Genomic DNA, 25,174 nt, shown 5'->3' with positions numbered 1-25,174 from the left:
CCGCCCGAGTCTAAAAATTTGGACTGGTTAGCGCTCCATTGACGGCGCGACCGGATCATCCGTTCCTGACGGGGTTGGTACAGCAACGGCCGGAGCTCCCGCTTCACCCGGATGCAATACCGTCGTCCCTGTGCCGCCCGAGCCAAACGCGACGATGAGCGCCAGCACAACGGCAACTGCAGCGGCAGCAAAGATGTAACCGCCCCAACCGCTGTCGCGCATCTCTCGGCCCTGAAGCTCGTAGTTGGTTGGTTTCTTGAAGTCATGATGACTAAAGTCGGACATGGTAGTTCCTCCTTTTCATGAGAAAAGGTTAGAATCGTCATGATCTGCTTGTCAGCGCTCCTGACAAACACCCGGTCTTTTGCGCCAAATGCAGCGGGTTTCTGCGCTGCAGATAAGCCAGCTTCTGCCAACCTCTCGAACTTGTGAAAAGCGGCTGGGAACCCTGAACCACCGCCTAGGGGTAACCATTCAAAAGAACGTAGGTCACAGCGAACTGCCCCGCTCTTTTGATATCCGGCGTAAACCAACGTCATCAATGCGCAACCCCGGCTGCAACGCTTTCGTCGATAAACCGCCCTTCTCGGAAACGGTCCAATCCAAACGCCTCGGTCAGCGGTGAGTGCCCCTTGGCCATCAATTCCGCCATGCCCCAGCCCGAGCCGGGGATCGCCTTGAAGCCACCGGTGCCCCAGCCGCAGTTGACGAACATCCCATCGACAGGGGTCTTGGACAGGATCGGTGATCGGTCTCCGGTCATGTCAACGATCCCGCCCCATTGCCGCAACATCTTGAGGCGCGAGATCATCGGGAAGGTTTCGATCAGCGCGCGCACGGTTTCCTCGATATGGTGGAAACTGCCCCGCTGGGTATAGTTGTTGTAGCCATCCGCGCCGCCGCCGATGACCATTTCGCCCTTGTCGGATTGGCTCATATAGCCATGCACCGTGTTGGCCATCACGACCACATCCATGCAGGGTTTGATCGGCTCGGAAACCAGCGCCTGAAGCGCCACGGATTCGATGGGCAGGCGGAACCCGGCCATATCGGCGAGCACCCCGGAATGGCCCGCAACCACGACGCCCAGCTTGCGACAGTCGATGGACCCGCGTGTGGTGTCGACGCCGGTGACCTTGCCACCGTCCTGCCGGATGCCGGTGACTTCGCATTTCTGGATGATGTCCATGCCCATGTCCGAGCAGGCCCGCGCATAGCCCCAGGCCACCGCGTCGTGGCGGGCGGTGCCGCCGCGCTCCTGCAAGAGCCCGCCCAGAACCGGATAGCGTGGACCATCGAGATTGATAATCGGCAGCAGGTCCTTGACCCGCTTGGGGCTGATGAATTTGGTCTTTACCCCTTGCAGCGCATTGGCTTCGGCTGTGCGCAAATAGCCGCGCACTTCGTGCTGTGTCTGCGCCAACATGATCACGCCGCGCGGCGAGAACATGACGTTATAGTTCAAATCCTGACTAAGCGTCTCGTAGAGGCTCCGCGCCTTTTCATAGATCGCAGCAGACGGATCCTGCAGATAGTTGGAGCGGATGATGGTGGTGTTGCGCCCGGTATTGCCGCCCCCCAACCAGCCCTTTTCCAGAACAGCGACGTTGGTGATGCCAAAGTTCTTGCCAAGATAATAAGCCGTTGCCAGCCCATGACCACCGGCACCAACGATGATGACGTCGTATTGCTTTTTTGGTTCGGGCGAGCGCCACGCCCGGTCCCATCCGGTGTGGTTGCGCAGGGCTTCGCGGGCGATGGCAAAGGCAGAATATCGTTTCATCGGGATCTCCGGGGCACGCGGCAGACAAGGATTCGGGCTGTGCCCACCATACTAGTGCTTCTGAGGGACGACGCCAAAAAGAGGATACCCGACGCGGCATTTCCAGACCGAATTGCGACATAGGTCGAATTTGCCGCGCCTAACCGACTGGTTATCCCGCTTTGTCCCTTTTTTCCCGACACATGGAAAGCTACATGAAGGGTCAGAGCAGGAGGCCCAATGACGTTCTGGATCATCACATCTGCCATGGCGCTGGTCATCGCAGCGACACTGGCGCTGGTTTTGCTGCGCACGCGGGCCACGGCAAGCCCCGCAGCGGCCTTTGACATGCAGGTCTATCGCGACCAACTCAAGGATGTTGAACGGGATCTGGAGCGTGGTGTGATTGATGCCGCAGATGCCAATCGGGTCCGAACCGAGATTTCGCGGCGCATTCTTGCCGCTGACACCCAGATGCAGGCGGCGCGATCTGGTGGCGGACAATCGGGTCCGGTATCGCTCGCCATGGCGGTGGTGTTAGGGGTCACACTGATCGGTGGATCGCTGATGCTGTATCGGTCGCTTGGCGCACCGGGGTATGGTGATCTCGGGCTTGAGCGGCGGATAGAACTCGCCGAAGTTATGCACGAAAGCCGGCCCAGTCAGGCCGAGGCCGTGGCCAGTATGCCCGCATCGCCAAACCAGCAAGAGATCAGCGACGAATACCGAACCCTGATGGAGCGCCTGCGCGAAACCGTCAAGGATCGCCCCGAAGACCTGAAAGGTCAGATGCTGTTGGCCCGCAACGAGGCCGCGATGGGCAACTTTCAGGCGGCAGCGACCGCGCAGGTCGATGTATTGCGGCTGAAGGGTCAAACAGCGACGGCGGCGGATTACGCGGAATATGCAACCATGTTGGTGCTGGCCGCTGGTGGGTATGTCTCGCCCGAGGCCGAGCAGGTTCTGAACCGCATTCTCGCAGAGGACCCCGAAAACGGCCCTGCGCGGTATTATTCAGGGTTGATGATGGCACAGACCGGACGCCCGGATCTGGCATTTCGCATCTGGAACGCCTTGTTGCGGGATGGGCCGCCCGACGCGCCGTGGATCGGGCCGGTGCGGGCACAGATCGAGGATACGGCGCGCCGTGCAGGCGTGGAATTCATGCTGCCATCCCTGCCCGGCCCCAGTGCCGCCGACGTCGCCGCGGCAAGCGATATGAACGAAGCTGACCGCACTGAGATGATCCGTGGCATGGTGCAAGGGTTGTCGGACCGTCTGGCAACCGAGGGCGGCACGCCGCCTGAATGGGCCCGGCTGATCGGCGCCTTGGGCGTTTTGGGAGAGACCGAACAGGCACAGGCGATCTATGCCAATGCCCAGCAGGTCTTTGCCGGGGATGACGAAGCGCTGTCTCTGATCGAGCAGGCCGCTGGTCAGGCGGGGCTTGGCCAATGATCTGCGATGACTTCACCGAATTCGCTGCTGCCTGCCCACCGATGCGCGCGCTGGTTGGGCTGGATCTGGGCGACAAGACCATCGGCATTGCTCTGTCGGATCGCCTTGGCGCGACCGCGACTCCGGTCGAGACCATCAAACGGCGCAAATTCACGCTGGACGCAGAACGGCTCTTGCGGATCGTGACTGATCGCGACGTCGGCGCCATCCTGCTCGGTTTGCCACGCAACATGGACGGCAGCGAGGGGCCCCGGTGCCAATCGACCCGCGCCTTTGCCCGCAACCTGAGTCGTCTTACCGACCTGCCCATCGGTTTTTGGGATGAACGGCTGAGCACGGTAGCCGCCGAACGCGCGCTACTAGAGGCGGATACGACACGGAAACGTCGCGCCGAGGTGATCGATCACGTGGCGGCAAGCTATATTCTGCAGGGGGCGCTCGACAGGATGCGCCACATCAAGAATGAGGCCGCACGATGAGCCGGGATGTCTGGGTACGAGACGAGATCGAGTCACCCTGCGTGCAGGTTTGCGTCATCCACCGCGAAGAACGGCTGTGTATTGGCTGCCTACGCAGCATTGACGAAATTGCCAGCTGGTCTCGAATGAGTGCATCGGAACGCGCGGCGATCATGGATGAACTGCCAAGCCGCGCACCGCGTTTGAAAAAGCGGCGTGGCGGGCGGGCACGGCGCAATCAGGGCTGAGCTGTTAGCCAAGCGTAATTGCCACCGGGAATTTCCGGGCGGAAATAGGCGACCATTCGACCATCGGGATCAGCCTTTGCACCGGCAGGCCAAGGCGCCACACCATGCAGCGCCATCCGGTGCAACAATACAGCCTGCCCCGGTTTGGCAGGCAGCGGGACGCGACGGCAGGTCTCAAACACCCGTTTGCGCGCGGCAACATAGATGTCAGTGACGTCAATATCCCGCCAGTCCTTTGGCGCATGTCTGGCAAACGCCGTGGCGAAAGCCTCGCGCATCGCGATGTGGCTCCCTTCCCACACGACCAGAGGTGCGGCCGACGGCGCGGCAACCGTCAGCGGTAGCCCTAGAATGAACCCATGCGGTTCGCGCAGGTACCGACGGCGTTCGGGCCCGATTGCGCGCAAGCCGTCCACATGGGCGGCATCGCGCTTTCGTCGATAACGCGCTGCTCCATCACTCTCTCCATGGCGCGGACGGGGATACCCGGGATAGACAACCGAGACTTGCGCAGCATGCAGAGGCGGCAATCCCCCCATGTGGTCGGTTATGAAATCGACGGCACGACCCGCCAGCGGTGCTGAGTTTCCAACCCTGCCCTGCTCATCATTGGGCAAGGCATCGACACCAACAAACCATGTGCCGTCGCAATCGAGCCATCGTGCCAGATCCGGGTTCCGCACAGCGACTTGGGCCGCCGGATGTGCATGGTCCACCCAATCAACAACCTGCGGATCCGTGTCAAAAACCAACCAGCCACGCGCCTCAAATGTCTGTCGCTGACGATCGCTGGCCAACATGCCCTACCCTGCCTGACTGATCTCGTCCTGTGGCACCTGCGCCAGCGCCGCGAGGACCAAGTCCGGCCCCGCTCTGGGTCGGTGTGCGCCCTCGGAAAGCATCCTGCGCCAAGCCCGAGCGCCGGGACGCCCGGAAAACAGACCCAGCATATGACGGCTGATCTGGTGCAATCTTCCGCCTTGCGAAAGATGCGCCTCAATATAGGGGATCATCAGATGAACGACCTCGGCAGGGTCACGACGGGTGCCGGTGCCAAAAATGACCGGGTCCGCAGCAGCGAGAACAGTCGCTGGATCGTGATAAGCCGCACGCCCGATCATCACACCATCCAACCCGGCATCCAGAAATGTGCGCGCCTGATCCAGCGTCGTGATACCGCCATTGATCGATATGTGCAGATCGGGAGAGTCCCGTTTCATGCGCAGCACAAGATCGTAGTCAAGTGGCGGAATATCGCGGTTCTCCTTTGGGCTGAGTCCCTGCAGCCACGCCTTACGCGCATGGATCGTCACCCGGCGACAGCCAGCATCGCGGATACGCTCCAGAAACGCCGGCAACGTGTCTTCCACAACCTGATCGTCCACACCGATGCGGCATTTCACCGTGACCTCGACATCCACCGCGTCTTGCATGGCGGCAACGCAATCTGCCACCAAACCCGGTTGCAACATGAGCACCGCCCCAAACACCCCCGACTGCACCCGATCCGAAGGGCAGCCGACATTCAGGTTGATCTCATCGTACCCTGCCTGCGCACCCAGCCGAGCCGCCTGAGCGAGTTCCGTCGGGTCCGATCCACCAAGCTGAAGCGCCACCGGATGTTCCTCAGGGCTATACTCCAACAAATGCAATGCCCCCCCCCGCACCAAGGCCGGAGCAGTCACCATTTCGGTGAAAAGCAATGCATCGCGGCTAAGCAGCCGATGGAAATACCGACAATGTTGGTCCGTCCAATCCATCATTGGGGCAACAGAAAGCTTAGCATGCTGACTTATTTTCATTCTTTTGTACATTCAAACTGTTGCGGGGCAATTTTTAGATGCAGGAATACGCCCCGATTTGCCCCTTTTCGACGACTCATTGCATGCTAAACGCACACGATATGGCCACTATAAGCAAGCTTCCCTTCGGTGGATACCGGGTCCAGATCAGACGCAAAGGCCGCTACGCCCGCAAGACCTTTCACCGTCGTGACGACGCCCACAAATGGGCCCGTAAGGCGGAGACACGTGTCGATCAGGGCCTGTCACCGAACAAGTCCTCCGCCGCCCGCCTTGCGACGTTTGGCGATCTCGTCGCGCTGCGTATAGACGACATGTGCGCCGTTGGAAAACCACCTCGCCGCAGTAAGGCCGCGACCCTGGCCACTTTGAAGAACGACCTAGGTAGCGAGCGGATAGGGCATATCGATCCTGCGACGCTGATCGATCATGGTCGCAAACGCGCCAAAAAAAAATTTCCGGTCCCATACCGCTTGGCTCCTGAACAGGCTTCATCAAGATGATCATAATGCACGCAATGGCCTTGCACGGACTGGATATCTCTTCGGAACCGGTTGATCTGACACGTATCCCGCTCAAGCGGCAAACTCAACAAGTCGACTAATTTGCTTTGTCAGGATTCCGACAGTTCGATCCGTCAAAACTGCTATCTGGTAGAGGTCTCCAATACCAAACCGTTTCCAACGGAGCGCGAGCATAAGTGTTGTCACCGAGTGTCAACCTTATCGCTAGAGCGCGATAGGGTGTCTGACCACCGGCACCCGCCCAAAAATTCATACCGCTCAAATAGCTGTCAAAACACTCGCTTCTCAGATCAGGCACGCAATTGGCGAGTTCTTGGAAAGTGGAAACGGTGTTGTATTCCACATCCTGGCATAACGTCAGGTTCTCGGCCCAATCCGGATCAATTGGAATCATGTAGAACTCGTCAAAAAGCAGAGTTTCACCGGCCGCGACAGCATATGCTTGATTTCTAGCGAGCACGCGAAATTGCGCATCCATTGGCACTGCTTCAAAAGGGCGCGGGAACTCGATTGCAATATCAGAGAAGTTCTCAAAGCTAGCGAAAGCATGGGACGACTTGATGGAAATGGTTTGATCATCCAAATTGCTGAAGTCGCACCGGCCACGAATCCCTTGTGTACCCCACCATCAACGATGATGGCTTCCGCTTCTGAACCGATTTCTGTGCAGCGGAACGAAAACTGGTAGTTTTGATCGGCAATCAAGGAAAGATAGCTCGGCACCAGCGCAATAACCGCTACAAAGAGATCCAAGAAGCCAATTGGCTCGTCGCCAATTTTCTTAACCAGTTTTTTTCATTTTCGCCTCATGTACTACCTACGTAATTTATACTAGGCGGCGAACGCTTTACCACAGCATGTAGCAAGACACTCTCTAGAACTGGCGCGCGCTGAGAATGTGGATCGTGTGTCGTCCGAGTGGTTTTAGCGGCCGGGTGACGAGCGGTACCTGTCGCTGGACGATCTCTTCGCATCCGTCAAAGGTCGCGCTGAGCAAAGCCGCTCACACACAGTGGAAAGTATCGCGATCCGGCTCGAGGCACATTGGGACGACCCCAAGAAGTTTGGGCGGATCCTGCCCGACACGGTCGAACCCACTGCACCGACGCATTGGTCTTTGGGCCGACTCTATAGCCTCGTCGGCACACCTGCGACCTATCGGCGCCGCTGGCGGGGATAAACCTGCAATATGGCCGCACCGAACTGCGCGCCGTTACAGGACCTGAATATGGGCGCACCTACGACCACGAACTCGTCTCCGCAGTCCACCGCATCGCTGGCACCGGCATTGGCGACACGCGCTGGAAGGTGTCGGGCGTACTTGACTGGTCCACCGGCAACTGTACCGCGCGCGTGGACGTGGCGAAGGAAACGACGCCGCTATAGCCGTCAGACCGTGACGTGTTCTTGTTCCTCGTCGATGACCTCAACCCGATCGAGGCGAGGCGGCTGCCCGTCAGCTTGCCTGACCTCTATTTCCAGGGGTTCTACTGCTGGAATTCCGAGGTTGGGGCGAAGACGCTCGGCATCACCAGCTTCTGAATTAGGGCGGTCTGCCAAACCGCAATCCCTGGGGCGTTGAGTCATTTCGCCTAGTCCTCGCCCGCACCTTTCATCGACGGCATCCGCGCAGTGCGCGAGAAGATCGTCGCGCTGACCGACGAGGACCGGCAGGAGTTCCTGCGCAAACGCGGGCTCTCGAAAGCGAAGGCGCGTCGTCTGCGGCTCTCTCAGCCAAATTAGACTACTCATAGTACCCCAACTCGCTTGGGTTCGCGATTCATGAGAACAACTCAGTATCAAGCCGACTGATGGGTCCTGAATCTAAACCTCCGCGGCCTCAGATCATCCACTCTTTAGGTCGTTTTATGGTCTCACCCAGGAGAATGACCCCACTCAATCACGCTTCTCGCTGTGCGTCTTTTCAGTGTTCCGTTTTCGGCTAAGGGAGTCCTCAATGCGATCTGCGTATGCCGCTCGCTCCGCTTCGCTCATCTGGCCCAACTGCTCAAGAAGCGCCGCGTTCGCCAGAGACTGCCAATCACTGCGGCGCACTGCATGTTCCTGCAACAACGTTTCGAGCGCCGCGGCGTCAAACGGCGTTGCGCGCAAAAGTTGTGCGACCTCTCGCGTTGTCGCCTTGCGATCTGGTCCGCGATCCTGCGGCGTATCTCGCATCGCCTCACGAACGGCCCGGCGATCCTCGCGTGGCAATTCCCTGTACATCGTCGCCCCCAGCACCGGTGAGGGGCGTCGCGCGCCTTCTGGTCCGCCAAAGCGCAGTGCCGCCCCGATCGCCAGACCAACAACCAACAGGTTGAGCGCAAGCGACGCCCCCAGCAAGAGGCGAAGCGACAACCCGCGCCGTGGGGCGGGAGTGTTCTGTTCCATGCTCATCTATCCTTCCTCGGCCATCGCATCGACCAAGCTGTCATCATCAAAATACGTGCTGTCGGCCATGATGTACTGCGCGGGATCAGGCAGGATCGATGGCGGTGAAAACCCAATCCAGACACCTGCTGCGCAGGCCGACGCAAGCCCACTCAAAGCCGGCCAACCCCCGAGCATGTCGTAGAGTTGACGCAGGACGCCCGGTCGAGCGATCGGCTTTGGCGTCTGCCAGCCGTCTTGCACTTCAATTGCATCCGCCACGATCCTGTCGGCCAAACCGTCGGGCAAGTCGGTCACTTCACGCCGGGCGGCGTCAAAGTACAACTCCAGATCAATCAGGTCCTTGTCTGTGTCATTCATCGCTATACCCCAGTTCATCTCGTCGCCCTGCCAGGGCTCGGCTCAATGCTCGTTTTCCACGGGCGGTCAGGCTCTCGACCGCTTCTGTGCTGATGTCCATGACCTCGGCGATCTCCGGATTCGACAACCCTTCGAGATGCCGAAGTACAACAGCCTCGCGCTGCCGATCAGGAAGCGTGGCCAACGCTGATTGCAGCGCATCCACGCGCGCGGCCTGCTGCAAATGCTCGGCGGCGCTCTCGCTCGGATCGGGTGGCTCGGGCACATCATCCAGTCGCGCCATGCCCCCGCGCCGGCGGCGCTTGATATCCAGACACAGATTCAGCGTCACTCGATAGAGCCATGTGCTGACCTTGGCCGTGCCCGGCTGCCAGTCGGGTGCCATGCGCCACAAACGCACCATCGCCTCTTGGGCGACATCTTCGGCCTCGGCTCGATCCGCAAGCACGCGCATCGCCACACCAAAGGCACGGGGTGCCAGACGATTGGTCAGCTCACGCGCCGCTGCCTGTTCGCCATTGGCGAACAGGGTCAGCAGCGCGTCATCCGATGGCGCGGCGCTGGTGGGGGTCACCGCAGATGACCTACGCTGATCCCCCGATATGAAGCGGCCTTCGGGCACTCACTCAGTTCTTGTGTGACTTGTTCTTACGGTGCTTGCCCATGTGCTCCTCTGCCTCGTCAAACTCGGCCTTCGAGATGCTGCCGTTGTCATCCTGATCCGCCCGGTCAAAGAACTTGTCAGCGCGTTTGGAGTCGCGTGGTTTTGGCATCTCGTCCTGCGACAGGACCCCATCATCGTTCTTATCAAAGCGTTCGATCATGGCGTCAACGCGTTCTTCGAGGCGTTTCTCGCCGGAAAGCATCAATTCGTCACGATCGAGCGAACCATCGCTGTTGGCATCCGTTTCGCTAAAGCGCGCCTCGTGACGCGACGCAAATTCTTCTTTGGAGATTTCGCCGTTGCCGTCCTGATCCGCTTGCTCAAACGAGATCGGAGCGCGTTGCATGCCGCCGGGCTTTTGAGCCAATGCAGCGCCTGCGGTCAATGCGATGCTGCTGGCAACGATCGCAACAATAAAGCCTGTATGTTTCATCTGTTTCTTCCTTCATTGCGACGGCGTTGTGCCGTCAACCATACATTCAAAACGCAGCACGTTGCGCATTCCGTCGCTGATGTTGAAATTTTTTTTGGATTTTCTGATTTCTCGCGCTGGCGTCACCCGTTGGCGGCTGTCGCGACATCCCGACGCAACTGTATCATGTGCCCTTTTCCCGACGGCCGTTCAGGCCCATCTTGGCGGTGGGAGATCAAAGATCAATGACTGAAGATTCGCAACACATGGCACCCGATGCCATACACACATCCGACCGCGACCTGTGGCCGGCCTTGGCGCGCGGATGGCGCGGCAAATGCCCGAAATGCGGCAGCGGACCTCTGCTGCACAGCTACCTCAAGGTTAACGATACCTGCACGGTCTGTCGGGAAGAACTCTACCATCATCAGGCGGACGATGGTCCCGCCTATCTGACGATCTTGATCGTCGGGCATATCATGGCCCCAATGTTGCTGTTCACCTTTACGATGTGGCGGCCAGAGCCGCTAACACTGTTCACCATATTTGCGGTTGGCTGCGTCGGGCTGTCGCTCTATCTTCTGCCTCGACTGAAAGGGGCAATTGTCGGCTTCCAATGGGCCCGGCACATGCACGGGTTCTAGGGGTTGGCCCGCCCTGCACCGGCAGGAGAGAACATGACCATCGACAAATCCGCGATCCGCAACGCCGCCACGGTGATCGTTCTGCGCGACCGTGAGGACGACCCGTCAATTCTGATGGGTCAACGCGGCGCCAACGCGGCGTTCATGCCAAACAAGTTCGTTTTCCCAGGCGGTGCTGTGGATGCTGAGGACGGCTCGGTTCCGCTCGCGACGCCCCTGCCTGAACTTTGCCATGATCGCCTTTGCGAAAACGCACCACAGGGGCTTCAGCAGGCCCTCGCCGCTGCCGCCATCCGGGAACTTTGGGAAGAGACCGGATTGGTTCTGGGCACCCCCGGATCGTGGACGGATGACGTACCGGACGATTGGCAAACCTTTGCGGCCACGAGTCATCTCCCTGCCGCTGGCGCGCTGCAATTCGTGTTTCGCGCCCTGACCCCACCGGGCCGACCACGACGGTTCGATGCCCGCTTCTTTCTGGTCGACGCGACCGAGATACAGGGTGATCTCGACGATTTCACCCATGCCTGTGACGAGCTTTCGCATCTGCAATGGATCAAGCTGAGCAAAGCGCGCAGCTTTGACCTCCCTTTCATCACCGAAGTCGTGCTGGCCGAGGTCGAGGGCCGCGTCACCGATCCGACGCCCCCCATCAGCGTCCCCTATTTTCGCAACAACGACGAAGCCAGCCTGTTCCTGCGATTGCGTGGCCATGCGATGCCGGAGCATGACTGAACGTATGAAGCACTAGGGGGCGCTGCCCCCGCCACCCAAGGGCGACTCCCCCGGAGTATTCTTGCAAAGATGAAAGTGGGGCTGGGCGCACTACGGCCATGGTTTCTTAGGGTGTGCCAGTCTCCGTTGAGGCTCAGCGCCAGCTATGCTTCCCTGATTGTCTCGGGTTCAAATTGCTAGAACAAGCAGGATGATCGACAGGCCTAGAAGTGCCATTCCTCCGATTTCGCGACCGCTGATCTTTTCCCGAAAGAACAGCACTGAGGCAAGCAAGCTCAGGATCAATTCAATCTGTCCGAGCGCCTTGACGTAGGCCGCGTTTTGCAGCGTGAACGCCAGAAACCAGCAGAACGACCCAGCCATGCTGAAGACACCGACCCAAACCGCCACCCGTCTTGTGGACCAGACCGCACGAAGTTCATCCCGATCACGGAGTCCCAACCAGACTGCCATGACCACTGTCTGGATCGAAACAACGCAGGCCAACGTGATCGCGGCTCTGAGCGCCGGTTCAATCTCTCCCAACTGCAACGACGCTCCACGATAGGTGACCGCCGAAAACGCAAAGAGAACGCCAGAGCCCAGCCCGAGGACAGAGGCACGGTTGGTCAAATGCTGCAACCACGAGCCTTCGATCCCTGGCGTCCGCGACAGCAGGAGTACGGCAAGCAATCCGATCAGGATCGCTGCAAACCCTCCCATGCTGACACCCTCGCCCAGCACGATGAAGCCCACAAGAGCGGTCTGGATCACCTCAGTTTTCTTGAAGGTAATTCCAACCGCAAAGTTACGTTGCTTGAACAATGCCACAACGCAGATCGTCGCGAGAATCTGCGCGATACCGCCAACGACCGAGAATATCCAGAAGCTCACCGTCAAGGCTGGTAGGCTGCGGCCGGTAGCGACTAGATACACTGCAAGCAGCGCAAGGATCAGCGGTGCGGAATACGCAAATCTGGCGAATGTAGCGCCTGCCGGCGACAACTGCGTTGTGCTCAGGCTCTTTTGCAGCATGAAGCGCAGCGTTTGAAATACCGCGGCGGCAAGTGTGACGGGAATCCAGAGGCTCATGCCCCCTACTGACGCGTTTTCAGTCGTTGGGCCATAGCGGATGTGCCACCGGATCCTTGGCGCGCCACAAATATCGGCAGAACACCTCGCCATAGGAGCGGTACACATACCCGTCATTGATCGTCAGGTATCGTTCCCTTCCATCACGATAGAGCGCGGGGAGGCGATACCACGGAGCTTTTGGATTTATGTGATGAACGACGTGTAGGTTATTGTTCAAAAATAGAAACGCCAATATGCCACGATCTTCGACGATCACCGTGCGGCTTCGCACCTGTTCATGCGCCCGATGCTCGAGAAAGGTGCGGATTCGAAGCAGGCCAAGTCCCAGATAGGCCGAGATCAGATAGGCCCAAATCGGCATCGGCGAGGCTGCCACGATTAACAATACGACGATCGCGCCAATCAGGTGCAGCCCCCATGCCAGCCAGATCGCCCGATCCCCGCGCAGGGCCCCCTGAACCTCATCATGCATGAATATCGCTTGACCGATCACCGGCCCTATCACGATCCGCCCCAACAGCGTGTTGTTCATGCGACAGGCGAGTTGCTGCCACCGCGGCAGCGTGTTCCAGACCGTGGGGTCAAGATAGTTGCTTTCAGGATCATCATAGGGATCAGTCAGGTTCGAATCCCTGTGATGCGCCAGATGCAGATCGCGGAAACGATTGAATGGAATGCTCAGGTTGAGCGGCAGCGCCATCAGGAGTTCGTTGGCAACTCGGGACCGAAAGGGGTGACCATGGAGAACTTCATGCGTCAGCGAGCCATGCAACGCGATCAACACGCCCGCGGTCAGCACTCCTATTCCTAACGGCAGCCAGAACAGCGCGACAAGCCAAGCCCCATAGCACAGCAGGATCAGCAGCAGCGTAACCCATTCCACCCGGCCCGGCGACAGGTCCTGATCAGACATGACGGCCCCATTGGATTCTGGCCCAGAACCTCTCGTAGACCACATACATCGTCAGGCCGATCAACGTGTTCGCGACGGCCATGCTTCCGCCCGTAGCAAAGGATCCCGTCACGACAAATCCCACGATAGCCATCACGGACAGACCCATCAAATTCCAGATCACCGCCTTCAAGATCGAACGTCGCCGCGTTTCCATATATTCCCTTTCCTCGATCGATACGTTTTTGGTAGTTCACAGACCACTATGTGAGAATTCTGTATTTGATTAACATTAATCAGCGATCGTGATATTATTCACCATATGACGATAAAAATGGACAAACGCCTGCGCGCCGATCACTTTCGGACCCGTCTCTCGCGTGCGATGCGGGATACCAACACAAGTCAGAGCGCCCTGGCCCGCGATATCGGCGTCGATCGCTCGACCATCTCGCAACTTCTGACCGATGAAGGCGCCAGATTGCCCAACGGCCATGTCGTCGGCGCGTGCGCTGCAGCGCTTGGAGTATCGGCGGACTGGCTGCTTTCTCTTTCGGACCGACCCGAAAGCGCTGCAGATTTGCTTGCCAACAGCTTGAGCCTCAGCGAGGCGCCGCGCGCACTGGTCGATCAACGGATCTTTGACTGGCACCGCGAGGCCGCAGGCTACAAGATCCGGCACGTACCCGCTGCATTGCCCGATATGCTGAAGACCCGCGCGTTGCTTGAATGGGAATACGCACCACATTTAGGGCGAACAGCCGACCAGGCCATCGGAGCGTCCGAGGACCGGTTAAAATGGATGCGCAGCGCACAATCTGACTATGAAATCGCGATGCCCCGTTTTGAAATCGAGAGCTTTGTCGAGGGGACCGGTTACTACGCCGGATTGCCACTTGATCTGCGCCTCGCCCAACTGGATCGCTTTATCGAATTGTGCGATCAACTCTACCCGCGCCTGCGCCTGTATCTCTTTGACGCACAACGTCTCTACAGCGCTCCACTGACAATTTTCGGCCCGCTGCTCTGCGTGTTTTATGCGGGCGGGCACTATATCGCGTTTCGTGATCGCGACCGGATCGAAACCTTTACACGCCATTTCGACACGCTGGTCCGCGAGGCAACCCTGTCAGCGCGCGAACTGTCCAGCCACTTGCAAGACCTGCGCCAGACTATCAGCTGACCCCCACCCAATTTCAGCTTTGTAAAAATACTCCGGGGGAGCCGCCCCAAGGGCGGCGGGGGCAGAGCCCCCTCAGGGCACCGGTTTGCCTAGCCAGAATATCAGCGGCGTCTAGCGCACGAGCCACTCATCACCCAGGACGGCGAATCGATAACCCGGCACCTTCCGGATACGGCATACCGGATTGTGCAAACCTGATCCGTTGCATCGCCGCCTCGATTTCGGGCGCCGGCGGTGACGGGCGCCGGGTTTTCAGATCGACATGCAGCATAAAGCTCTCGCCCGTCGCCAACAGCTGATCCCCCTCATACATGCTGTGAAACAGGTGCAATTTCTTGCCTTCTCCCACCAACATCTGCGTGCGGACCGCAATGCGCGCGCCGGCGTGCACTTCCGCAAGGTGGCGGATATGCGTCTCTGCGGTAAAATAGCTGCCACCAGTTGCGATATAGTCCGCGTCACAGCCGATCAATTCCATGAACCGGTCCGTGGACGCGGCAAAGGCTTCAAGATACTTGGCCTCATTCATGTGACCGTTGTAATCGGTCCAGTCCAGCGGCACCGCCCGTGACAGGGTCAGGATCGGTTGCGACAGGTCGCCGATCTGGTCCACGCCACCGGTCAGCGGGCCGCCAGCGCGCAAGCGGGCATCCTGCTTGTTCAACAGCGCCCCTGCGCCCCAGTCCTGCCCTTTCAGCGCCCGCATCATGGCCACCAGATTGTTATCCCGAATCCGTTCGAGCTCGCGGATCGAATGAGCGCCCGATTGCGCGTCCGACTGATCGGCGATCAGATCGACCAGCTCGTCGGTGAATTCCGGCACATCCATCAGCTTGGTCCAAGGCCACTTCAAACAAGGTCCGAACTGCGCCATGAAATGCTTCATACCCGCCTCGCCTCCAGCCACGCGATAGGTCTCGAACAGCCCCATCTGCGCCCAGCGGATGCCAAACCCCATACGGATCGCCTCGTCGATCTCCTCGGTGGTGGCGATGCCATCCTTGACCAACCATAGCGCCTCGCGCCACACGGCCTCAAGGAAGCGGTCGGCGATATGCGCGTCGATCTCCTTTTTGACATGCAACGGGTACATGCCCAGCTCGGTCAGGGTTTCCGAGGCGCGTGCCACCAGCGTTGCGTCATTCACTGGCGTCGTGACCAGTTCGATCAGTGGCAACAGGTAGACCGGGTTGAACGGATGCGTCACCACGATCTGCCCGGGACGCGTGGCGCCCTCCTGCAACTCGCTCGGCTTGAAGCCCGAGGTAGAAGAACCGATGACCGCGCCGGGATCACAGGCCGCCTGCAACTCGGCAAACACCTTGTGCTTGATCTCCAGCCGCTCGGGCACGCTTTCCTGTATCCAGTCCGCGCCCGCAACCGCACCGGCCATATCCGCGTGAAATGTCAGGCGTCCTTCCTCGGGCAGCGGCGCGTCGCTCAACCCCGGTAGCGAGCGGCGCGCATTGGCCAGTACCTCGTTGATTTTGCGTTCTGCCTCCGGGTCCGGATCGAAAACTCGCACGTCCCACCCATTGAGCAAGAACCGCGCAGCCCATCCGCCGCCGATCACACCACCACCGATGATTGCCGCTGCTTTCATCTTAAAATCCTATTCTCAGAAAAACTGCTGCCAACGCTGCAAATCCCAGGCTGCCAAGCATCCATATTTCATACCTAACCGAGAAAACCGCACTCTGCTGCTTTCCGGTGAAAATCATGAACAGCCAGACCACAGAGCACACCGCTGAGGCGACAACCAACAGAGGACCCATCATTTTTGAACCGCCTGAAGGTGCGCTATGTCATACCCGCTCCAGTCCATTATTTCCCGCGCCGCCTGCATCAGATCGGCACGTGCCTCGCCCTTTGTCATGATCCATCCGAATGAACCCGAAGGCGTGCCAATGGCCGCAACGCGATAATCCGCATCGGTCCACAGAACCCAATGTCCGACCGGCGGCCCCTCGCCGCGTGGCATCACGAAACGACCGGGGCCGGTAACCTTCGCCGTCAGGGGCGTACGCAAATCAACGCAATTCGCGGCATCACAGACCCTATGCGACCAGATCACCGCGATCTGGCTGCCATCGACGGCACCAAACTCAAAGCTCTCCGGGGCGGTGGCCTGGGGGTCCTGCGCTTCTGCGGCCCGCTCGCGTACAACCCAACGCCCTTGCATCTCGACGGGGTCAAAACGTGTTGTTGCGGATATGCGCGCTGACGTGTCGCGAAAGCTGGCGGTCGTATCGCACCCGGCCAGCCCCGCGACAATTGCGAGGACGACAGCGAGACGGCGCCCGACCTTGCGGGACGCAGCGCCATGACCAGCCGATTGGAAGGATGCTGAGTTCACGCCGGTGCCCGTTTCACCAGCCCCAGCTTCTCCCGGACCTCTGCCGCACCGATCACGCGCGCGCCCATGTTTTCGATGATCGTCCCTGCCCGTTCAACCAGTTGCCAGTTTTCGGCCAGAACGCCCTTGTCCAGCCACAGATTGTCTTCCAGACCGACACGCACATTGCCTCCAGCCAGAACGGCGGCAGCGACATAGGCCATTTGGTTGCGACCAAGCGCAAAGGCCGAAAAGGTCCAGTCATCAGGCACATTGTTGACCATCGCCATGAACGTGTTCAGATCATCGGGCGCGCCCCAAGGCACGCCCATGCAAAGCTGCACCAGCGCCGGGCTGTCAAGAACACCGTCCTTAACCAGCTGCTTGGCGTACCACAAATGCCCGGTGTCAAAGGCCTCGACCTCGGGTTTGACGCCAAGCGCCGTCATCATGCGCCCCATCGCCTGCAACATGCCCGGCGTGTTGGTCATCACGTAATCGGATTCGGCAAAGTTCATCGTGCCGCAATCCAGCGTGCAGATTTCTGGCAGGCATTCGGCGACATGCTGCACCCTCTCGGCGGCGCCTATCATGTCGGTGCCTGCCTCTTGCAACGGCAATGGGCTTTCGGTCGGGCCGAACACCATGTCTCCGCCCATGCCAGCAGTCAGGTTCAGAACGACATCGACCTCGGCCTCGCGAATACGCTCTGTCACCTCCCGGTAATAGGCGAGATCCCGGCTCGGCGCGCCGCTGTCAGGGTCACGTACATGGCAATGCACGATCGCGGCGCCTGCCTTTGCCGCGGCAATCGCGCTTTCGGCGATCTGTTTGGGGCTGCGCGGCACATGCGGGCTGCGATCCTGGGTCCCGCCCGAGCCGGTCACGGCACAGGTGATGAACACCTCTTTGTTCATGTCCAACGGCATCGGCTGATCCTCCTGTTTGCTGGCCCGAACATGACGCGACTTGGCAGAGTAGAGTTTACTATTTATGTAATATTCTTGATGAAATCCGCGAAAAACATATTTGAGGCATCGTCACGTCCTCTGAACGTTGCCGTGCTGGTACTGGATGACAGCAACACACTCAGCTTTGCAGCGGGTGTTGACCCGATGCGCGCCGCCAACAGGATGTCCGGGCGGCGTCTGTTTGACTGGCAGTATGTCACAGCCACTGGCGACTCGGCGCTGCTGACCAGCGGGCTGGCCGTGCCGGGCCAAGCGCTCAGCCGGCTTCAGCGTTGTGATCTTCTCATCGTAATCGCCGGGTTCAGGCTGCACACCCATGACACGCCCGCCTTGCGGGCCGGATTACGTCGGATTGCCGCCACCGGGGCGACGTTGGCCGGAATTGATGGGGGTCCATGGCTTATGGCAGAAGCTGGAGTTCTGGATCATTTCACCGCCACAACCCACTGGGAAGATTTAGAAACATTTGCCTCGCGCTTTCCCGACATAACCACGGTACGAAACAGGTTTCACGTTGATCGCACCCGCATGACAAGTGGCGGCGCGACGCCCGCGATCGACATGATGCTGCACCTGATCAAATGCCGCTATGGTGATGCACTCGCGGCGCGCGTTGCCGGCGCCTTCATCTACGACAGCGCGCCCGACCCCTCCCGTACCCAGAGCCGGAGCGGCAATCCCGGGCATACCGCCCTGACCGCGCGGGTCAGCGCGCTGATGGAGCAAACGCTGGATACGCCGCTGACGATCCCGGAACTGGCGCGCCAGACAGGCACCAGCCCGCGCACATTGCAGACGCTGTTTCGCGCACGCCTGAATACCACGCCAAAGGCGCACTACCTGTCATTGCGTCTTGCCGAAGCGATGCGGCTGGTGCGTGATACGGATATGCCCCTGCTGGATGTGGCCCTTGCGACCGGGTTTGGATCAGCCGCTGCTTTTGCCCGCGCCTTTCAGCTGGCACATGGCCAATCCGCCCGCGCCATCCGGCGGGTGCAACGAAACGGTGCCTGATCCGTTCCGCGGTTCAATGCAACCGGATCAATAGGGCATCGGATGCGCCCGGTGCGCGCTGTCGATTTCGTCCAACACTTCGTCACTCAGCGTTACATCAATCGAACCGTAGATATGGTCGAGCTGATCAAGATGAGTCGCGCCAAAGATCGCCGAGGTCATGAACGGTCGCGTCCGGCACCATGCCAGCGCCATATGTACCGGGTCCAACCCGTGACGCTCTGCAATCGCCAGATAGGCAGCCACCGCTTGGTGCGCGCGCGGCGTATCCCGCCCGCCCAAATTTGAGACCAAAGATTTGCGCGATCCCTCCGGCACCAAACCATCCGCGTATTTTCCGGTCAATAGCCCGGCCGCCAGAGGTGAAAACGACAGCAGACCGACATCTTCGTTCACGCTCAACTCCGCCAGATCGGTATCGTACAGACGACACAGCAAAGAATATTCGTTCTGGATCGACGCGACACGGGGCCAGCCCCGCTCTTCGGACACGCGCAGCCATTGGGCCGTGCCCCAGGCGCTTTCGTTGCTCAGCCCGAAATGCCGGATGTTCCCCTTGTCGACCTGCTGCTGCAGGGCTTCGAGGCAATCCTCGATATTCGCAAGCGTCTCCGTGCGGTTCTGCCCGGATGGGTCATAGGTCCAGTTCTTGCGGAACATATAGCTGCCCCGGTTGGGCCAGTGAAACTGGTAAAGATCGATATAGTCGGTCTGCAACCGTCGCAGGTTGCCTTCGATGGTGGCAGGGATCGTCTTCGACGATATCGGAGCCCCCTCGCGGACATGACCCAGCCCCTCGCCCGAGTGCTTGGTTGCTAGAACGAACTCTGAGCGCCGTGCTGGGTTGGCCGCAATCCAGTTGCCGATGATCTCTTCGGTCCGCCCCACGGTTTCGGCACGCACAGGATTGACCGGATACATCTCGGCGGTGTCGATGAAATTGATGCCCGCCGCAAGCGCACTGTCGATCTGGGCGTGCGACTCGGCCTCGTCGGTCTGTGTGCCGAAGGTCATTGTACCAAGACAAAGCTCGGAGACGGTCAGACCGGTGCGGCCCAGGGGATTCATTTTCATTGTGAATTTCCTTGCTTGGTTGTACCGCAACCTAACGATTGACCCACGATTGGCAAATCAGTTCCCGGCCTGTTCACGATCCGCAGAGACTCCATTTCTTCACTCGCTTCAAGATCGTATGCCCCTATGGTCGGATCAGGAGACGCATATGTTTGACCCGACCCGAAGGAGCGTGCTGATCGGCTTGGGGTGCCTTGGCCTTGGCCTGTCCCCGGCACATGCAGCGCCGACCGGTTACACCCTGAGCGAAAAGGACTCCAATGTCGGGTTCCGATTTTTGCTGAGCGGGGTTCCGATACAAGGCTCCATGCCTGTGCAAGCCGCGCAAATCATCATCGATCCGGCTAATCTGGCGGCGTCGCAGGTCGATGTGACGTTGAATGTGGCCAAGGCCAAAACCGCTTTGTTCTTCGCAACCGACGCGCTGGTCAGCACCGAGGTTCTTGATGCGAAACAGTTTCCGACCATCCGCTTTGTCTCGCAAGCCATTACGCTGGCCAGCGATGGCAGGCTGTCAGACGGGGCTAGCATAGCTGGTCTGCTTACCCTACGAGGAATAACCCGACCGATCACGCTGAACGCAAATGTGTTGCGTGCACCGGGAAGTGCTGTGGATGATCTCAGCAATCTGACCGTGCGGCTTGACGGCGCGGTCAGCCGCGCGGCGTTTGGCGCAACGGGGTTTGCGGACCTTGTCGCCGACATCGTTGAGCTTGACATACTTGCGGTCGTTGCAGCCAAAGCATAGCCAAGGGCCGACACCTCGCAAAAGCGACATCGTCTTGTCGAGAAAAGCCAAGCCCCGATTGCCCATCCAGTCAGATTGATCCCATCATGCGCCTGTTAATTTCCTTTGCCGCCCTGTTTCTCTCTGTTCTCCTGCTTCAGATGTCTTCGGGCGGCGTGGGACCGCTGGATGCGTTGTCAGGCATTCAGCTTGCCTTTTCGACAACGGAAATCGGCCTGCTTGGCTCGGCGCATTTCCTGGGCTTTTTCATCGGGTGCTGGTGGGCGCCTCGCCTTATGGGCAGCGTCGGCCACTCGCGGGCCTTTGCCGCCTTTACCGCCGCCGGAGCCATCGGGTTGCTCGCCCATATGCTGATCATAAACCCCTACGCTTGGAGCGTGATGCGGGTGATGTCAGGGCTGTGCGTTGCAGGCTGTTACACGGTCATCGAGGCATGGCTGCAGGCCAAGGTCACCAACGAAAGCCGCGGGCGCACCATGGGCATTTACCGCGTCGTCGACATGAGCGGCTCGCTCATCGCGCAACTCATGATCGGGGTGCTCAGCCCGGCCAGCTATGTCAGCTACAACATCTTGGCAATTCTCTGTTGTGCCGCCTTGCTGCCACTGACGCTCACAACTGCGAGACAGCCCGAAACACCAAAAGCACCGCGTCTGCGCCCGATGCTCGCCATCCAGATGTCCCCGCTTGCGGCAGCGGGTGTGGTTGTGGCTGCGCTGTCCTCGGCCAGCTTTCGCATGATCGGGCCTGTCTACGGTCAGGAAGTGGGGTTGTCTGCGGGACAGATCGGCTGGTTCCTTGCGACCTTCGTGCTGGGCGGCGCGCTTGCCCAATACCCCGTAGGCTGGCTTGCTGACCGGTTCGATCGTCGGTGGGTGCTTATCTGGTTGTCGGTTGCCGCAATTGTCAGTTCCGGTCTGACGATGGGCGCACCAGGGTTTGGGCAGACCGGTGTGATGGTCAGCGCCTTTATCTTTGGCGCGACAACCTTTCCGATCTATTCGGTCGCCGCCGCCCACGCCCATGACTTTGCCAAAAGCGAACAACGTGTCGAACTGTCCGCCGCGCTGATGTTCTTTTTTGCGCTTGGGGCGATCGCCGCACCTTCTGTGGCTTCGCTCTTGATTGGGCTGTACGGGCCGCATGCGATGTTCACCATGATCGCGGTCGGCCATGTCATCCTTGTCGTGTTTGGCCTGACACGGATGCGGATGCGCCCGACGAGCGAGACCAAGACCCCCTATGTCTACATGCCGCGCACGTCGTTTACCGTCGGCCGGTTGTTCCGCCGCCAGCGAGACCGGCGCTGATGCTCATCCCTGCGCAAAAGACGGGGTGACGCCCACGCTACCCTGCGCTACACAGCGCGCAACACAGCGCGGACGGAAAAATGGCACGCATACTCATCACCTCGGCGATTCCCTACATCAACGGGATCAAACATCTGGGCAACCTGATCGGCAGCCAGCTGCCCGCAGATCTCTATGCTCGCTACATGCGCTGTCGGGGCAACGAAGTGATGTTTCTCTGCGCCACGGATGAACACGGAACCCCTGCCGAACTGGCCGCTGCCAAGGCCGGAAAGCCGGTCGCCGAGTATTGCGCCGAGATGCACGGGATACAGGCCGGGATCGCCGAGAACTTCGGCCTCAGCTTTGATCATTTCGGACGGTCATCCAGCCCGCAGAACCACAGGCTCACCCAGCATTTTGCAGGAAAGCTGGCCGAAAACGGTCTGATCCGCGAAGTATCGGAAAAACAGGTCTACTCCAACGCCGATGGCCGCTTTTTGCCCGATCGCTATATCGAAGGCACCTGCCCCAATTGCGGGTATGACAAGGCGCGCGGCGATCAATGTGAGAACTGCACCAAACAGCTTGACCCAACCGACCTGATTGATCCGCGCAGTGCGGTGTCCGGTTCGACCGATCTTGAGGTGCGCGAGACAAAGCATCTGTATCTGTGCCAATCCAAGCTTAAGGACGATCTGGACAAATGGATCGACAGCAAGACCGACTGGCCGATCCTGACCACCTCGATTGCCAAGAAATGGCTGCATGATGGCGATGGCCTCAAGGACCGGGGGATCACCCGCGATCTGGACTGGGGCATTCCGGTCAAAAACGGCGATGCGGACTGGCCGGGGATGGAAGGCAAGGTGTTCTACGTCTGGTTTGACGCCCCCATCGAATACATCGCCTGCGCCGCCGAATGGGCCGAGGCCAATGGCAAGACCGACGCAGATTGGGAACGCTGGTGGCGCACCGACAAAGGCGCGGACGATGTCCAGTACGTCCAGTTCATGGGCAAGGACAACGTACCGTTTCACACCCTCAGCTTTCCGGCCACGATCCTTGGGTCGGGCGAGCCATGGAAAATGGTCGACCACCTGAAATCCTTCAACTACCTGAACTACGAAGGTGGCCAGTTCTCGACCTCGCAAGGGCGTGGCGTGTTCATGGATCAAGCGCTCCAACTGCTGCCCGCAGACTACTGGCGCTGGTGGCTGTTGAGCCATGCACCCGAAAGCAGCGACAGCGAATTCAGTTGGGAAAACTTCCAGCAGTCGGCGAACAAGGATCTCGCCGATGTTCTGGGCAACTTTGTCAGCCGCATCACCAAATTCTGCCGCAGCAAATTCGGCGAAGCTGTGCCCGAGGCTGGCAGCTATGGCCCGGACGAAGAAACCCTGATTGCAGACCTGACCACGCGCGTCCGTGCCTATGAAGGCCACATGGAGGCGATGGAGGTTCGCAAATCTGCGCAGGAACTGCGCGCGATCTGGGTTGCCGGGAACGAATACCTGCAGAACAATGCCCCTTGGACCGTGTTCAAGACCGATCCAGACCGCGCCGCCGCACAAGTTCGTTTGGGGCTGAACCTGGTCCGTCTCTACGCGGTGCTCAGCGCCCCGTTCATCCCGGATACCAGCGCCCGGATGCTGGCGGCGATGCTAACCGAGGATGACACTTGGCCGGACGATGTAGCCGCCGCCCTGTCAGCCCTGCCGGGTGGTCACGCCTTTACCGTGCCCGAGGTTCTGTTCGCCAAGATCACCGATGAACAACGCGAAGAATGGGAAGCGCGATTTTCAGGGGTTCGCGACTAACGTCGCGGGCTGACCGCCCAGCTTTAATACCCGATCACTCAGGCTCGCAGCCTCTTCACGGGAATGGGTTACGAATATCGTGGCAGGTCTGACCTCGTGGATCAGGCTGCGCGCCAGTTCCAGCATCTCTTGCGCGAGCTCGGGATCCAGCGACACAAACGGTTCGTCCAGTATCAGCGCCTTTGGCTGCGCTGCAAAGGCCCGTGCCAATGCAAGGCGGCGTTGCTGGCCCAATGACATCTGCCCGGGAAACAGATCCGCCTTTGCACTGATGCCAACCCGATCCAGCGCCGCGCGCGCTGAGTCTTCTCCCAGATCGGGATGTACCAGCATAATGTTCTGGATCACGCTGCGCCACGGCAGCAGCGTTGGTTCCTGAAACACCATCGCCAGTCGGTCGGGCCGGGCGATACGCCCGTCGAACGCATCGTCGATCCCCGCAATCAGCCGCAAGAGGGTCGTCTTGCCAATACCCGACGGCCCCTGCAACGCCACGGTCTCCCCGGCCTCAACAGCAAAGCGAATGTCGCGCAGCACTTCGGTGTCGCCGAACCGTTTGGACTGTAGCTCCACCTCAATCATGCGTCCCTCCAGCGACGGGCCCGGCGCTCCCACGGTTGCAACAGCAGCCATTCGACCGCCAGCATTACCGCGATGAACGACAGCGCATAGATCAGCACATGCGTCACGTCGAACAGTTGGAAATACAGGTGTATTTGAAACCCGATGCCGCTGGACCGGCCAAGAAACTCCGCGACCAGAACAATCTTCCAGATCACCGCCACACCGGACCGCGCAGCCGCCGCAATGAACGGCGCAAGCTGTGGCAGCACTACATGCTGCAAATAGCTGCGCCGAGGCATCCTGTAGACCTGCGCCATCGCCCTCAGATCAGGGTCCAGCGCCCGCGCGCCTTCGCGGATGATCGTGGTCACGTTGGGAATCTTGTTGAGTGTAACGGCAAGGATCGCGGCGGTTTCGTTCAAGCCGATCCAAAGGTAACACAGCACGATCAGGACCAGCGCAGGCAGGTTCAGGAAGACCACCAACCACGGGTCCAGCCATTTGTCGACCTTGGGAAAGATCCCCATGACAAGGCCAAGAACCAACCCAACGGACATCGCCAGCACAAAGGCCCAGATCACCCGGATCAGCGTCATCGCCAGATGATAGAGGAGCGGACCGGATGTCAGTTCCGTCCAAAACGGGGCCAGCAGCGCGCCTGGCATCGGCAGCACTTCGGGATCATTGCCCAACCATGCGGCGATGATCCAAAGGGCCAGCAGACCGAGCAAAGACGAAAGGCGGACGATCAC

The 25,174-nt window shown here is 59.6% G+C and carries 29 protein-coding genes and 1 pseudogene; 12 read left to right on the top strand and 18 right to left on the bottom strand.

All coding sequences use genetic code 11. The annotated features are described in order from the left end of the window. Positions 1 to 27: 27 nt before the first annotated feature. Positions 28 to 285, bottom strand: a complete 258-nt coding sequence (locus tag ABJO75_RS09745; RefSeq protein ID WP_348129587.1) for a hypothetical protein — start codon at positions 283 to 285, stop codon at positions 28 to 30. A gap of 253 nt (positions 286 to 538) precedes the next feature. After that, complete coding sequence (locus tag ABJO75_RS09740) at positions 539 to 1,783, bottom strand: sarcosine oxidase subunit beta family protein (protein WP_348129585.1); 1,245 nt, start codon at positions 1,781 to 1,783, stop codon at positions 539 to 541. Between the two features lie 219 nt (positions 1,784 to 2,002). On the opposite strand from ABJO75_RS09740, the gene ccmI reads away from it, so the two are divergent. Genes ccmI through ABJO75_RS09725 form a run of 3 tightly spaced genes read left to right on the top strand, consistent with a single transcriptional unit; the run spans position 2,003 to position 3,926 of the window. Beyond that, positions 2,003 to 3,220, top strand: coding sequence for a c-type cytochrome biogenesis protein CcmI (gene ccmI, locus ABJO75_RS09735; RefSeq protein WP_348129582.1), 1,218 nt, complete (start codon positions 2,003 to 2,005; stop codon positions 3,218 to 3,220). Continuing rightward, the gene (gene ruvX, locus ABJO75_RS09730; protein WP_348129579.1) at positions 3,217 to 3,699 is read left to right on the top strand and encodes a Holliday junction resolvase RuvX; all 483 of its coding nucleotides are present in this window, start codon (positions 3,217 to 3,219) and stop codon (positions 3,697 to 3,699) included. Before ccmI ends, ruvX begins: the two co-directional genes overlap by 4 nt. Continuing rightward, positions 3,696 to 3,926, top strand: coding sequence for a DUF1289 domain-containing protein (locus tag ABJO75_RS09725; RefSeq protein ID WP_348129577.1), 231 nt, complete (start codon positions 3,696 to 3,698; stop codon positions 3,924 to 3,926). The genes ruvX and ABJO75_RS09725 overlap by 4 nt, the downstream gene beginning before the upstream one ends. Here ABJO75_RS09725 and ABJO75_RS09720 read toward each other — a convergent pair. Both ABJO75_RS09720 and dusA read right to left on the bottom strand, forming a co-directional pair. Beyond that, complete coding sequence (locus ABJO75_RS09720) at positions 3,917 to 4,726, bottom strand: FeoA family protein (protein WP_348129574.1); 810 nt, start codon at positions 4,724 to 4,726, stop codon at positions 3,917 to 3,919. The genes ABJO75_RS09725 and ABJO75_RS09720 overlap by 10 nt on opposite strands. Positions 4,727 to 4,729: 3 nt before the next feature. Then, on the bottom strand, positions 4,730 to 5,728 hold the full coding sequence (dusA, locus tag ABJO75_RS09715) for a tRNA dihydrouridine(20/20a) synthase DusA (RefSeq protein ID WP_348129571.1): 999 nt from the start codon (positions 5,726 to 5,728) through the stop codon (positions 4,730 to 4,732). Between the two features lie 101 nt (positions 5,729 to 5,829). Between dusA and ABJO75_RS09710 the strand changes: the two genes are divergently transcribed. Next, positions 5,830 to 6,231, top strand: coding sequence for a hypothetical protein (locus tag ABJO75_RS09710; protein ID WP_348129569.1), 402 nt, complete (start codon positions 5,830 to 5,832; stop codon positions 6,229 to 6,231). Between the two features lie 97 nt (positions 6,232 to 6,328). On the opposite strand, the gene ABJO75_RS09705 is transcribed toward ABJO75_RS09710, so the two are convergent. Next, on the bottom strand, positions 6,329 to 6,835 hold the full coding sequence (locus tag ABJO75_RS09705; RefSeq protein WP_348129566.1) for a hypothetical protein: 507 nt from the start codon (positions 6,833 to 6,835) through the stop codon (positions 6,329 to 6,331). Positions 6,836 to 7,201: 366 nt separating this feature from the next. Between ABJO75_RS09705 and ABJO75_RS09700 the strand changes: the two are divergent. Further along, positions 7,202 to 7,974: pseudogene (locus ABJO75_RS09700) on the top strand (DUF932 domain-containing protein); the annotation flags it as partial. 174 nt (positions 7,975 to 8,148) lie between these two features. Here ABJO75_RS09700 and ABJO75_RS09695 read toward each other — a convergent pair. From ABJO75_RS09695 to ABJO75_RS09680, 4 genes are read right to left on the bottom strand one after another with little or no spacing between them, the layout of a single operon-like run. Further along, the gene (locus ABJO75_RS09695) at positions 8,149 to 8,649 is read right to left on the bottom strand and encodes a periplasmic heavy metal sensor (RefSeq protein WP_348129564.1); all 501 of its coding nucleotides are present in this window, start codon (positions 8,647 to 8,649) and stop codon (positions 8,149 to 8,151) included. Next, entirely contained in the window at positions 8,650 to 9,003 is a 354-nt protein-coding gene (locus tag ABJO75_RS09690) for a hypothetical protein (protein WP_348129561.1), read from the bottom strand. It abuts the gene before it with no gap. Next, complete coding sequence (locus tag ABJO75_RS09685; RefSeq protein WP_348129558.1) at positions 8,996 to 9,577, bottom strand: RNA polymerase sigma factor; 582 nt, start codon at positions 9,575 to 9,577, stop codon at positions 8,996 to 8,998. The genes ABJO75_RS09690 and ABJO75_RS09685 overlap by 8 nt, the downstream gene beginning before the upstream one ends. 52 nt (positions 9,578 to 9,629) lie before the next feature. After that, positions 9,630 to 10,100 (bottom strand): EF-hand domain-containing protein, encoded by a 471-nt coding sequence (locus ABJO75_RS09680; RefSeq protein WP_348129555.1) that lies wholly within the window; start codon positions 10,098 to 10,100, stop codon positions 9,630 to 9,632. Between the two features lie 224 nt (positions 10,101 to 10,324). On the opposite strand from ABJO75_RS09680, the gene ABJO75_RS09675 reads away from it, so the two are divergent. Then, positions 10,325 to 10,723: a DUF983 domain-containing protein gene (locus tag ABJO75_RS09675; RefSeq protein WP_348129553.1), complete on the top strand. Its 399-nt coding sequence runs from the start codon at positions 10,325 to 10,327 to the stop codon at positions 10,721 to 10,723. 33 nt (positions 10,724 to 10,756) lie between these two features. Further along, positions 10,757 to 11,458, top strand: coding sequence for an NUDIX domain-containing protein (locus ABJO75_RS09670; protein ID WP_348129550.1), 702 nt, complete (start codon positions 10,757 to 10,759; stop codon positions 11,456 to 11,458). Positions 11,459 to 11,626: 168 nt separating this feature from the next. Here ABJO75_RS09670 and ABJO75_RS09665 read toward each other — a convergent pair whose 3' ends face one another. From ABJO75_RS09665 to ABJO75_RS09655, 3 genes are read right to left on the bottom strand one after another with little or no spacing between them, the layout of a single operon-like run. Continuing rightward, positions 11,627 to 12,529, bottom strand: coding sequence for a DMT family transporter (locus ABJO75_RS09665; protein WP_348129548.1), 903 nt, complete (start codon positions 12,527 to 12,529; stop codon positions 11,627 to 11,629). A gap of 19 nt (positions 12,530 to 12,548) precedes the next feature. Next, positions 12,549 to 13,445 (bottom strand): fatty acid desaturase, encoded by an 897-nt coding sequence (locus ABJO75_RS09660; RefSeq protein ID WP_348129545.1) that lies wholly within the window; start codon positions 13,443 to 13,445, stop codon positions 12,549 to 12,551. Next, positions 13,438 to 13,641, bottom strand: a complete 204-nt coding sequence (locus ABJO75_RS09655) for a DUF2061 domain-containing protein (protein WP_348129542.1) — start codon at positions 13,639 to 13,641, stop codon at positions 13,438 to 13,440. Before ABJO75_RS09655 ends, ABJO75_RS09660 begins: the two co-directional genes overlap by 8 nt. Positions 13,642 to 13,746: 105 nt before the next feature. Here ABJO75_RS09655 and ABJO75_RS09650 point away from each other — a divergent pair, with 105 nt between their 5' ends. Further along, positions 13,747 to 14,607: a helix-turn-helix transcriptional regulator gene (locus tag ABJO75_RS09650; protein WP_348129539.1), complete on the top strand. Its 861-nt coding sequence runs from the start codon at positions 13,747 to 13,749 to the stop codon at positions 14,605 to 14,607. Positions 14,608 to 14,737: 130 nt separating this feature from the next. Here the strand turns inward: ABJO75_RS09650 and ABJO75_RS09645 are convergent, their stop codons facing one another. The 3 genes from ABJO75_RS09645 to ABJO75_RS09635 form a co-directional block, all read right to left on the bottom strand. Further along, positions 14,738 to 16,210, bottom strand: coding sequence for a carnitine 3-dehydrogenase (locus ABJO75_RS09645; RefSeq protein WP_348129536.1), 1,473 nt, complete (start codon positions 16,208 to 16,210; stop codon positions 14,738 to 14,740). 171 nt (positions 16,211 to 16,381) lie between these two features. Next, entirely contained in the window at positions 16,382 to 16,963 is a 582-nt protein-coding gene (locus ABJO75_RS09640; protein ID WP_348129533.1) for a lipocalin family protein, read from the bottom strand. Next, complete coding sequence (locus ABJO75_RS09635) at positions 16,960 to 17,871, bottom strand: 3-keto-5-aminohexanoate cleavage protein (RefSeq protein ID WP_348129531.1); 912 nt, start codon at positions 17,869 to 17,871, stop codon at positions 16,960 to 16,962. Before ABJO75_RS09635 ends, ABJO75_RS09640 begins: the two co-directional genes overlap by 4 nt. Positions 17,872 to 17,949: 78 nt before the next feature. On the opposite strand from ABJO75_RS09635, the gene ABJO75_RS09630 reads away from it, so the two are divergent. Next, a complete protein-coding gene (locus ABJO75_RS09630) occupies positions 17,950 to 18,927 on the top strand; it encodes a GlxA family transcriptional regulator (protein ID WP_348129528.1) in 978 nt (325 codons plus the stop codon). Positions 18,928 to 18,954: 27 nt separating this feature from the next. On the opposite strand, the gene ABJO75_RS09625 is transcribed toward ABJO75_RS09630, so the two are convergent. Next, on the bottom strand, positions 18,955 to 20,001 hold the full coding sequence (locus ABJO75_RS09625) for an aldo/keto reductase (protein WP_348129525.1): 1,047 nt from the start codon (positions 19,999 to 20,001) through the stop codon (positions 18,955 to 18,957). Positions 20,002 to 20,149: 148 nt separating this feature from the next. Between ABJO75_RS09625 and ABJO75_RS09620 the strand changes: the two genes are divergently transcribed. The 3 genes from ABJO75_RS09620 (at position 20,150) to metG (ending at position 23,858) form a co-directional block, all read left to right on the top strand. Beyond that, complete coding sequence (locus ABJO75_RS09620) at positions 20,150 to 20,749, top strand: YceI family protein (protein WP_348129522.1); 600 nt, start codon at positions 20,150 to 20,152, stop codon at positions 20,747 to 20,749. A gap of 86 nt (positions 20,750 to 20,835) precedes the next feature. Next, entirely contained in the window at positions 20,836 to 22,059 is a 1,224-nt protein-coding gene (locus tag ABJO75_RS09615) for an MFS transporter (protein WP_348129519.1), read from the top strand. Positions 22,060 to 22,139: 80 nt separating this feature from the next. Further along, a complete protein-coding gene (gene metG, locus ABJO75_RS09610) occupies positions 22,140 to 23,858 on the top strand; it encodes a methionine--tRNA ligase (protein WP_348129516.1) in 1,719 nt (572 codons plus the stop codon). Here metG and ABJO75_RS09605 read toward each other — a convergent pair. Together ABJO75_RS09605 and ABJO75_RS09600 are read right to left on the bottom strand one after the other, a co-directional pair. Further along, the gene (locus tag ABJO75_RS09605; protein ID WP_348129513.1) at positions 23,841 to 24,440 is read right to left on the bottom strand and encodes an ATP-binding cassette domain-containing protein; all 600 of its coding nucleotides are present in this window, start codon (positions 24,438 to 24,440) and stop codon (positions 23,841 to 23,843) included. The genes metG and ABJO75_RS09605 overlap by 18 nt on opposite strands. After that, positions 24,437 to 25,174: an ABC transporter permease gene (locus ABJO75_RS09600; RefSeq protein WP_348129511.1), complete on the bottom strand. Its 738-nt coding sequence runs from the start codon at positions 25,172 to 25,174 to the stop codon at positions 24,437 to 24,439. Before ABJO75_RS09600 ends, ABJO75_RS09605 begins: the two co-directional genes overlap by 4 nt.

This window comes from Sedimentitalea sp. (genome assembly GCF_039973035.1).
Classification (GTDB): Bacteria; Pseudomonadota; Alphaproteobacteria; order Rhodobacterales; family Rhodobacteraceae; genus Sedimentitalea.
The sequence above is the reverse complement of the archived record's forward strand: the minus strand, read 5'-3'. Positions and strand labels throughout refer to the sequence as shown.